Origin of the sequence: Hydrogenophaga sp., from assembly GCF_051007235.1 — a bacterium.
GTDB lineage: Bacteria > Pseudomonadota > Gammaproteobacteria > Burkholderiales > Burkholderiaceae_C > Hydrogenophaga.
In genome coordinates, this window is sequence record NZ_JBPCSJ010000102.1 from 1 (window position 1) to 8,699 (window position 8,699).

The following is an 8,699-nucleotide window of genomic DNA, read 5'->3' on the forward strand; positions in this document are numbered from 1 at the left end:
GGTGTACATCGGCCCCAAGGTGGGCGGCGGCATCGAGATCTGGTTCGCGTATGTGCTGGCGCTCGTGTTCCTGCTGTTCCGTCCGCAAGGCCTGTTCGGCGAAAAAATCATCGATCGCGTCTAGATATGAAGCACCCCCTGCGCCGCTTCGCGTCTTCCCCCTCTCTCGCCTTCGGCGGGAGGGTGACGCTCCCTGTGGCCTGGCAAAGCCAGTTCCACGGGAGCCCTGGACAAGACACCGCTCGCCGCACCCTGTGCTGGTGAACAACTAAGGAATCGACAGATGTTCTATCGTGAAAACGGTCAGTTCAAGACCTCTTACCGCGCCGACCAGCAGATCTTTCCGATCGCGCAGGACCGCTGGGCCCTGTTCGCGCTCATCGCCTTCGCCTTCATCGGCGTGCCGATGCTGGCCGACGAGTACCTGTTTCGCGCCATCTTCATCCCGTTCCTGATCCTGGCGCTGGCCGCCCTGGGCGTGAACATACTGGTGGGCTACTGCGGCCAGATCTCGCTGGGCTCGGGCGCCTTCATGGCGGTGGGCGCCTACATGGCCTACAACACCTACATCCGCATCGACGGCATGCCGCTGATCGTGGCGCTGCTGGCAGGCGGCTTCTTCGCCACCCTGGTGGGCATGTTCTTCGGTATCCCCAGCCTGCGCGTCAAGGGCCTGTACCTGGCGGTGGCCACGCTGGCGGCGCAGTTCTTCTGCGACTGGGCTTTCCTGCGCATCGGCTGGTTCACCAACAACAACGCCTCGGGCTCGGTGTCGGTGTCCAACCTGCAGGTGTTCGGCATGGCCATCGACACGCCGCTGGAGAAGTACCTGTTCTGCCTGGCCTTCCTGGTCGTGTTTGCCCTGCTGGCCAAGAATCTGGTGCGCTCGGCGATCGGCCGCGAGTGGATGGCGATCCGCGACATGGACGTGGCCGCCGCCGTGATCGGCATCCGCCCGATGTACGCCAAGCTCAGCGCCTTCGCGGTCAGCTCCTTCATCATCGGCGTGGCCGGTGGTCTCTGGGGCTTCGTCCACCTGGGTTCGTGGGAGCCGGCCGCCTTCTCCATCGACCGCTCGTTCCAGCTGCTGTTCATGGTGATCATCGGTGGCATGGGCTCGATCATGGGCAGCTTCTTCGGCGCTGCCTTCATCGTGCTGCTGCCCATCTTCATCGAGCGCTTCAGTCTGCTGGTCGGCCTCTCGACCGCCGCCGCCGCCCACATGACCTTCATGGTGTTCGGCGCCCTGATCGTCTGGTTCCTGATCGTGGAACCCCACGGCCTGGCCAAACTCTGGAGCATTGCGAAGCAGAAACTTCGCCTGTGGCCTTTCCCCCATTGATTCCCCGTTGGTTTTTGTGTGTGCCTGCCTTTTCCTTAGGAGACAAAGCGATGAAAGTGCGTAACCTGGTTCTGTCTGTTTCGATGGCTTGTGCCGCCCTGTCGGGCGCGCTGGTCTCCACCGCGGCCATGGCGCAAGCCAAGGAGCAGTTCTTCCCCGTGCTGGTCTACCGCACCGGCGCCTACGCACCCAACGGTGTGCCATGGGCCAACGGCTATGTGGACTACCTCAAGCTGGTCAACGCCCGCGGCGGCGTCAATGGCGTGAAGCTCTCGTTCGAAGAATGCGAGACCGGCTACGCCACCGACAAGAGCGTGGAGTGCTATGAGCGCCTGAAGGGCAAGGGCGCCACCGTGTTCCAGCCGCTGTCCACCGGCGCAACGTTCGCGCTGACCGAGAAGGCACCCGTCGACAAGATCCCGCTGATCACCGCCGGCTATGGCCGCAGCGAGTCGGCCGACGGCGGCGTGTTCAAGTGGAACTTCCCGATCGCCGGCACCTACTGGGTGGCGGCCGACGCCATCATCCAGCAGCTGGGCAAGAAGGAAGGCGGTCTGCCCAACCTCAAGGGCAAGAAGATCGCGCTGGTCTACCACGACAGCCCGTTCGGCAAAGAGCCTATTCCCCTGCTGCAAGAGCGCGCGTCGCAACTGGGCTTCCAGCTGAGCCTGCTGCCTGTGACCGCCCCGGGCGTGGAGCAGAAGGCCACCTGGCTGCAAGTGCGTCAGCAGCGTCCCGACTACGTGGTGCTGTGGGGCTGGGGCGTGATGAACTCCACCGCCCTGAAGGAAGCCCAGGCCACTGGCTACCCGCGCGAGAAGATGTATGGCGTGTGGTGGGCCGGTGCCGAGCCGGACGTCAAGGACGTGGGCATGGGCGCCAAGGGCTACAACGCCGTCACGATGCAGCACGGCACCGAAAAGGGCGCCGATGTGGTCAAGGAAGTCCTGTCCAAGCTGCACGACAAGGGCCAGGGCACCGGGCCCAAGGAAGAAGTGGGTGACGTGCTCTACATGCGCGGCCTGATGAGCGCGATGTTCGCCGTGGAAGGCGTGCGCGCAGCCCAGGAGCGTTTCGGCAAGGGCAAGGTCGTCACGGCCGAGCAGGCCCGCTGGGGCTACGAGAACCTGAACCTGACGCAGGCCAAGCTGGACGCGCTGGGCTTCAAGGGCGTGATGCGCCCGGTGTCCACCAGCTGCCAGGACCACATGGGCGCCAACTGGGCCCGCGTGCACACCTGGGACGGCGGCAAGTGGCAGTTCACCAGCGACTGGCTGCAGGCCGACGAGCAGATCCTCAAGCCCCTGGTGAAGGGAGCTGCTGACAAGTACGCCGCCGAGAAGAAGCTGACCCGTCGCACGGGCGCCGACTGCCAGTCTTGATGTAACACCCCCGCCGCAAGGCGGGAATCACCCCTGCGCGCTGCGCGCTCCCCCTCAAGGGGGCGGCGCCTGCGGACCGGCAAAGCCGGTTCCGCGGCACCTCTAGATAAGGGCACCTGGCGCGCAGCGGGTGGGCGGCTGAGTTCAGCCGCCATTCACAAGACCGGCTGGCCGCGTCTTGTGAATGGTCCACGAGGAAATCACCATGAGCACTGCACCCAACATCGTTCTCAACGTCAACGGCATCGAGGTCATCTACAACCACGTGATCCTGGTGCTCAAGGGCGTGTCGCTGAACGTGCCCGAAGGCAAGATCGCGGCCATCCTGGGCGGCAACGGCGCGGGCAAGACGACCACGCTGCGCGCCATCTCCAACCTGCTCAAAGGCGAGCGCGGCGAGGTCACCAAGGGCAGCATCGAGCTGCGCGGCGAGCGCATCGAAAACCTCTCGCCGGCCGACCTGGTCAACCGCGGCGTGGTGCAGGTGATGGAAGGGCGTCACTGCTTTGCGCACCTGTCCATCGAGGACAACCTGATGACCGGGTCCTACACCCGCACCGACAAGGCCGAGATCGCGCGCAACCTGGAGAAGGTCTACACCTACTTCCCGCGCCTGAAGACGCGCCGCACCTCGCAGGCGGCCTACACCTCGGGCGGCGAGCAGCAGATGTGCGCCATCGGCCGCGCCCTCATGGCCAACCCCAGCGTGGTGCTGCTCGATGAGCCCTCCATGGGTCTGGCGCCGCAGATCGTGGAAGAGGTGTTCGAGATCGTCAAAGACCTCAACACCAAGGAGAAGGTCACCTTCCTGATCGCCGAGCAGAACACCAACATGGCCCTGAAGTACGCCGACTACGGCTACATCATGGAAAGCGGCCGCATCGTCATGGACGGCGCCGCCAGCGACCTGCGCAACAACGAGGACGTCAAGGAGTTCTACCTCGGCATGGGCGGCGGTGAACGCAAGAGCTTCAAGGATGTGAAGAGCTACAAGCGCAGGAAGCGTTGGCTGGCGTAAAGGAACACCCCCGCGCCGCCTTCGGCGTCACCCCCTCAAGGGGGCAACGCGAGTGGCCCGGCGAAGCCGGTTCCACCGCGTTCTGATTTGAAGACATCTCTCTCTTACCTCTGTGGTTCTCGATATGACCGACTTCTTCGACGCTCTGGAAACCCGCTCGCCTGATCAGCGCGAGGCGGCTCAGATGGCCGCGCTGCCGGGTCAGCTGGCCCACGCCAAGCAGAACAGCGCGGCGTTCGCCGACATCCTGCGCGACATCGATGTCTCGGGCATCCACAGCCGCGCCGCGCTCACGCGCATCCCGGTCACGCGCAAGAGCGAACTGCTGGAGCGCCAGAAGGCCAAGCGCCAGCACGATGCGTTCGGTGGTTTCTCGGCCCTGCTGCGCGGCCCGGCCATGTCGCGCATCTTCGCCAGCCCGGGCCCGATCTACGAACCCGAGGGCAACAGCCGGGACTACTGGCGCGCCGGCCGTGCGCTGTTCGCCGCGGGCTTTCGCGCCGGCGAACTGGTGCACAACAGCTTCAGCTACCACATGACGCCGGGCGCCTTCATCCTCGAATCGGGCGCGCACGCCGTGGGCTGCACCGTGTTCCCGGGTGGCGTCGGCCAGACCGAGCAGCAGCTCGAAGCCATGGTCGACCTCAAACCCAACGCCTACACCGGCACGCCCAGCTTCCTGCGCATCCTGCTGGACAAAGCGGCCGAGGCCGGCATCGCCCTGCCCAGCCTGACCAAGGCCTCGGTCGGCGGTGAAGCCTGCCCGCCCAGCCTGACAGCCTGGTTCAAGGAGCGTGGCGTGGACGTCTACCAGACCTACGCCACCGCCGACCTGGGCCTGGTGGCCTACGAGACGCAGGCCCGCGAGGGCCTGGTGCTGGACGAAGGCGTGATCGTCGAGATCGTGCGCCCCGGCACCGGCACGCCGGTGGACGACGGCGAAGTCGGCGAGCTGGTGGTGACCACGCTGAACGCGGCCTACCCGCTGATCCGCTTCGGCACCGGCGACCTCTCGGCCATCCTGCCCGGGCAGTGCCCCACCGGCCGCACCGCGCCGCGCATCAAGGGCTGGATGGGCCGCGCCGACCAGACCACCAAGATCAAGGGCATGTTCGTGCACCCCTCACAGGTGGCCGAGATCGCGCGCCGCTTCCCCGAGGTGAAGAAGGCCCGGCTGGTGGTCAGCGGTGAAATGGCCAACGACCAGATGTGCCTGCAGGTGGAAGCCACCGAGGTGGGCGATGGCCTGCGCGACAAGCTGGAAGAGGCCATGCGCGACGTGACCAAGCTGCGCGGCCAGGTGCAGGTGGTGCGCCCGGGCAGCCTGCCCAACGATGGCAAGGTGATCGAGGACGCGCGCAGCTACCAGTGAAACCGACCGGGCGCACAGGCCGCCCGGCAGCGGGTTTCCCCGGGGTCTGCGGTACGTGTTTTCCGCGATGGGGCGCGCCAGGGTCGGAACTACCATCCGGTGGTCGTTCCCCTATCCCATCGGAGTTGTCATGAAAAAGATCTTCACCCTGGCCCTGACCGTGGCCGCCGTGTCGGGCGCCTTTGCCCAGGCCTTCCCCTCCAAACCCATCACCCTGGTGGTGCCGTTTGCCGCCGGCGGCCCGACCGACCTGGTCGCACGCCAGCTGGCCGAAGCCATGCGCAAGCCTCTGGGCGGCGCCAACATCGTGGTGGAGAACGTCGCCGGCGCTGGCGGCACCATCGGTGCGGCCAAGGTGGCCCGCGCAGCTCCAGACGGCCACACCCTGCTGGTCTGGCACATCGGAATGGCCGCCACCACCAGCCTGTACCGCAAGCAGTCCTTCAAGCCGCTGGACGACTTCGAATTCCTGGGCATCATCAACGACGTGCCCATGACCATCATCGGCTCGAACAAGCTGGCCGAGAACCGCCGCTACCGCGACTTCGAGAACTACGTCCGCACCAATTCCGACAAGGTCAACCTGGCCCACGCCGGTCTGGGTTCCGCCTCGCACCTGTGCTCGCTGATGTGGCAAACCGCCATGAAGCTGCCCAAGCCGCTGACCTCCATCGCCTACAAGGGCACCGCCCCCGCCATGAACGACCTGCTGGGCGGCCAGGTGGACATGATGTGCGACCAGACCACCAACACCACCTCGCAGATCGAAGGCGGCCGCGTGCGCGCCTACGCCGTCACCACGCTCAAGCCGCTGACCGGCAACAAGCTGCTGGCCGACCTGCCCACGCTGGACGGCCTGGGCCTCAAGGGCTTCAACCTGACGATCTGGCATGGTATGTACGCGCCGAAGGGCACGCCGGCTGCTGTGGTCAAGAAGGTCAACGACGCGCTGCTGGTCGCCCTGAAAGACCCCGAGTTCATCAAGCGCCAGAGCGAACTGGGTGCCCTGGTGGCCGCGCCCAACGACAAGCGCGTGACGCCCGAGGGCCATAAGGCCTTCGTGGCCAACGAGATCAGCAAGCTCAAGATCGCCATCGACGCTGCAGGCCAGTACGCCGACTGAGCAGTACCCGGGCTTTCAACCCAACAAAAAAGCCGCCCCTGGGGGCGGCTTTTTCATGACCAAAAGAGATTGGCCTGTCGACTCCAAAGCCTGGACCGCGGGCGGTACGCCTCCAAAGCGGCATGGGGGCATACGGCCGGCGAGCCGCGTCAGCCGCGGGGCAGCCGGACCCCGGTCAAGCCCCGTGGCACTTCTTGTATTTTTTGCCGCTGCCGCAAGGGCATGGGTCGTTGCGACCCGGCGTGGCGTCCCGGCGCACCGGCTCCGCGCGCGGGCCCAGGCTTTGCCAGATCTGGCGCAGGTCGTACACCGCCCAGAGGGCGGAGCCGAACGCGTTGGCGCGGTCCTCGCTCACGCTGGGCGGGCCGTCTTCAGCGTGCAGGTTGAAGGCGGGCTTGCCGGTGTCGTCCTCGGTCAGCGCCACGATGGCGTCCAGCGCCTCGTCGATCCAGCCCGCGGTCTCCTTGTCGCGCGGGGCTTCCCATTCCTCGGGCCAGTTCTCCACCACGAACATGAAGCCCAGCGCCCACACCTGGCCGTAGGCTGGCAAGGCCTGCTCGGCCACCTCTGCCTGCTCGGCGTCGGGCAGCAGCTCCACGGCACCACGCACGTCCATCACCTCGGGGTGGTAGCAACGCTCGTCCTCCAGCGACTCGACATCGGCGTTCAGCGCCTCGGCCACCTCGTTCCAGCGGCGCGTCCAGAGCGCCATGAAGCGCTCGGACTGCGCCGCATCGGCAAAGCGGTTGTCGTCCCCACCGTCCCCCACCCCCAGCAGGATCGGCAGGAACTCGTCGGGCAGGATCAGCCGGCGCGTGCACAGCAGTGCGGCGATGGCGCCCTCGCAGAACTCCCACTGCGGCACGTCCTCGCCGCGCGAACGCAGATCGTCCAGGATGTCTTCGAGCACGTCGAAGTCTGGGCCGTCCAGGGGCGGCAAAGTGGTGGTGGAAGAGCTTGACATGGTGATTTCAGATACGAGGTGGCGCAGTGTATCGCCCGCACCAGACCGTGCCTCGGCGGAAGCATGAGCAGGCAACTCTGTCGATTTTTTTGACAGCACTACCTCTACAGACGAGGATGCTCGTGGTAAGCCATTGATTCACAACGCCATCATCGCAACGGCACAACTTTTGCTTACATTTGAAACAAATCTTCCCTGCCCCGCCATGACCTTCCTCCGCTCATCCATCACCGCGCTCATGGGTCTGTCGCTCGCTTCGACCGCCATGGCGGCCGCGGTGATCGCGGCGGATCCGTTTGACGGAACCAGCCGTGTGCTCGATGGTGCCCGTCGAGGGACAGGCTGGGCCACAGCGTGGTCCGATCGTGATCAGGTCAACGGCCGCATCGTCGCCACCAAAGCATCTGATGCGCCCATGTCGGGCAAGGCACTCCGGGTCCAGGGCAATGCGGCCACAGCCGCCACGCGACAACTCCGCCAGACGGTGAGCAGCAATGTGCTGATCAGCTTCGACATCCAGTTCGACGCTGGCCGGCTCAACACCAACGACCTCTTCGGCCTGTGGCTGGGGGGAGTGGCGGGTCCCACGATCGGGCTGCGGGGCAACTGCGGCACGGGCCAAGGTTGCACCGACGATCTGTTCGTGCGCACTGGCGCGACGGGTATCGGTTCCACGGGTGTGAACATCACACTGGGAACCACCTACAGCATCCTGGGTTACCTGCAGAAGGTCGATGGGTCGGCGGTCTACAACCGCTTCGACCTGTGGGTCAATCCGACCGAAGAAGACTGGACATCCCTCACCGGCGCAGACATCACGAACTTCGGCATTTCGGGCGTCAGCGCTTTCCGAAAGATCGGTGTGCGAACCGCCAACCTCGAAACCAACGATGCGGTGTTGATGGACAACCTTCGCATCGGTCTGGCGGACCCCAGGCCTCCCGCCCTGTCGCCGGTGGCCGCACCAACGACGAATCCTGTGCCAGAGCCCGGAACCCTGGCGCTGCTGGGCGCAGCCTTGGTCGCCTTGACCGCCAGTGTGCGTCGGCGTCAGCACTGATCACTGCCGCACGCAAGCCAACGGGCCGGGCCATCTGAAAAGGGGCCCGGTTTTTTTCTTGGCGGGCAGCGCGTATGGCATCGTTTCACAAACCGCAAGGGCGGTGGTGCACAGAGACTGTTCAGGAGGCTCCCGGTCTCAGGACGTGAGCCGCAGAACCGCCACGGATCCACGCCAGTGCAGACGGGCATACTCGGCGAGGCCATCTCGCACAGGCCGCCACCACCGCACCATGACCCTTGCCTCTACGCCGCTGACCTTGCGCCCCGTCAACGCCGGCGTGCTCGCCGTACACGACGTGGTGGGCCTGCACGTGGGCAACCTCAAGCGCATCGGCGCGGTGTGGAAGTTCAAGGCCGTGGGCTACACCGAAGCGGGTGAGCTAGTGCCCGGTGGCGGCCCGCTCACCCAGCGGCACAACACGGTGTTCGAACGGCC

7 protein-coding genes and 2 pseudogenes are annotated in these 8,699 nt (G+C 65.7%); 8 read left to right on the top strand and 1 reads right to left on the bottom strand.

Annotated features, from left to right (window positions below):
* The 6 genes and pseudogenes from ACR2JA_RS03880 to ACR2JA_RS03905 all read left to right on the top strand — a co-directional run.
* Window positions 1-124: pseudogene (locus tag ACR2JA_RS03880) on the top strand (branched-chain amino acid ABC transporter permease); the annotation flags it as partial.
* Window positions 125-283: 159 nt separating this feature from the next.
* The gene (locus ACR2JA_RS03885) at window positions 284-1,342 is read left to right on the top strand and encodes a branched-chain amino acid ABC transporter permease (protein WP_434007807.1); all 1,059 of its coding nucleotides are present in this window, start codon (window positions 284-286) and stop codon (window positions 1,340-1,342) included.
* 83 nt (window positions 1,343-1,425) lie between these two features.
* The gene (locus tag ACR2JA_RS03890) at window positions 1,426-2,724 is read left to right on the top strand and encodes an ABC transporter substrate-binding protein (RefSeq protein WP_434007808.1); all 1,299 of its coding nucleotides are present in this window, start codon (window positions 1,426-1,428) and stop codon (window positions 2,722-2,724) included.
* A gap of 205 nt (window positions 2,725-2,929) precedes the next feature.
* Entirely contained in the window at window positions 2,930-3,742 is an 813-nt protein-coding gene (locus tag ACR2JA_RS03895) for an ABC transporter ATP-binding protein (protein ID WP_434007809.1), read from the top strand.
* Window positions 3,743-3,866: 124 nt separating this feature from the next.
* On the top strand, window positions 3,867-5,114 hold the full coding sequence (locus ACR2JA_RS03900) for a phenylacetate--CoA ligase family protein (protein ID WP_434007810.1): 1,248 nt from the start codon (window positions 3,867-3,869) through the stop codon (window positions 5,112-5,114).
* Between the two features lie 130 nt (window positions 5,115-5,244).
* Window positions 5,245-6,237 (top strand): tripartite tricarboxylate transporter substrate-binding protein, encoded by a 993-nt coding sequence (locus ACR2JA_RS03905; RefSeq protein ID WP_434007811.1) that lies wholly within the window; start codon window positions 5,245-5,247, stop codon window positions 6,235-6,237.
* Between the two features lie 175 nt (window positions 6,238-6,412).
* Here the strand turns inward: ACR2JA_RS03905 and ACR2JA_RS03910 are convergent, their stop codons facing one another.
* Entirely contained in the window at window positions 6,413-7,201 is a 789-nt protein-coding gene (locus tag ACR2JA_RS03910) for a UPF0149 family protein (RefSeq protein ID WP_434007812.1), read from the bottom strand.
* A 205-nt stretch (window positions 7,202-7,406) separates the two neighbouring features.
* Between ACR2JA_RS03910 and ACR2JA_RS03915 the strand changes: the two genes are divergently transcribed.
* Window positions 7,407-8,261 carry a PEP-CTERM sorting domain-containing protein gene (locus tag ACR2JA_RS03915; RefSeq protein ID WP_434007813.1) on the top strand — a complete coding sequence of 285 codons (855 nt, stop codon included), beginning with the start codon at window positions 7,407-7,409 and terminating at the stop codon, window positions 8,259-8,261.
* Window positions 8,262-8,493: 232 nt separating this feature from the next.
* Window positions 8,494-8,699 (top strand): annotated as a pseudogene (locus tag ACR2JA_RS03920) (hypothetical protein); the annotation flags it as partial.

Coding starts and splice junctions, on each gene's coding strand:
- ACR2JA_RS03900 (WP_434007810.1), top strand. CDS start 3,867: ATGACCGACTTCTTCGACGCTCTGGAAACCCGCTCGCCTGATCAGCGC.
- ACR2JA_RS03905 (WP_434007811.1), top strand. CDS start 5,245: ATGAAAAAGATCTTCACCCTGGCCCTGACCGTGGCCGCCGTGTCGGGC.
- ACR2JA_RS03910 (WP_434007812.1), bottom strand. CDS start 7,201: ATGTCAAGCTCTTCCACCACCACTTTGCCGCCCCTGGACGGCCCAGAC.
- ACR2JA_RS03895 (WP_434007809.1), top strand. CDS start 2,930: ATGAGCACTGCACCCAACATCGTTCTCAACGTCAACGGCATCGAGGTC.
- ACR2JA_RS03890 (WP_434007808.1), top strand. CDS start 1,426: ATGGCTTGTGCCGCCCTGTCGGGCGCGCTGGTCTCCACCGCGGCCATG.
- ACR2JA_RS03885 (WP_434007807.1), top strand. CDS start 284: ATGTTCTATCGTGAAAACGGTCAGTTCAAGACCTCTTACCGCGCCGAC.
- ACR2JA_RS03915 (WP_434007813.1), top strand. CDS start 7,407: ATGACCTTCCTCCGCTCATCCATCACCGCGCTCATGGGTCTGTCGCTC.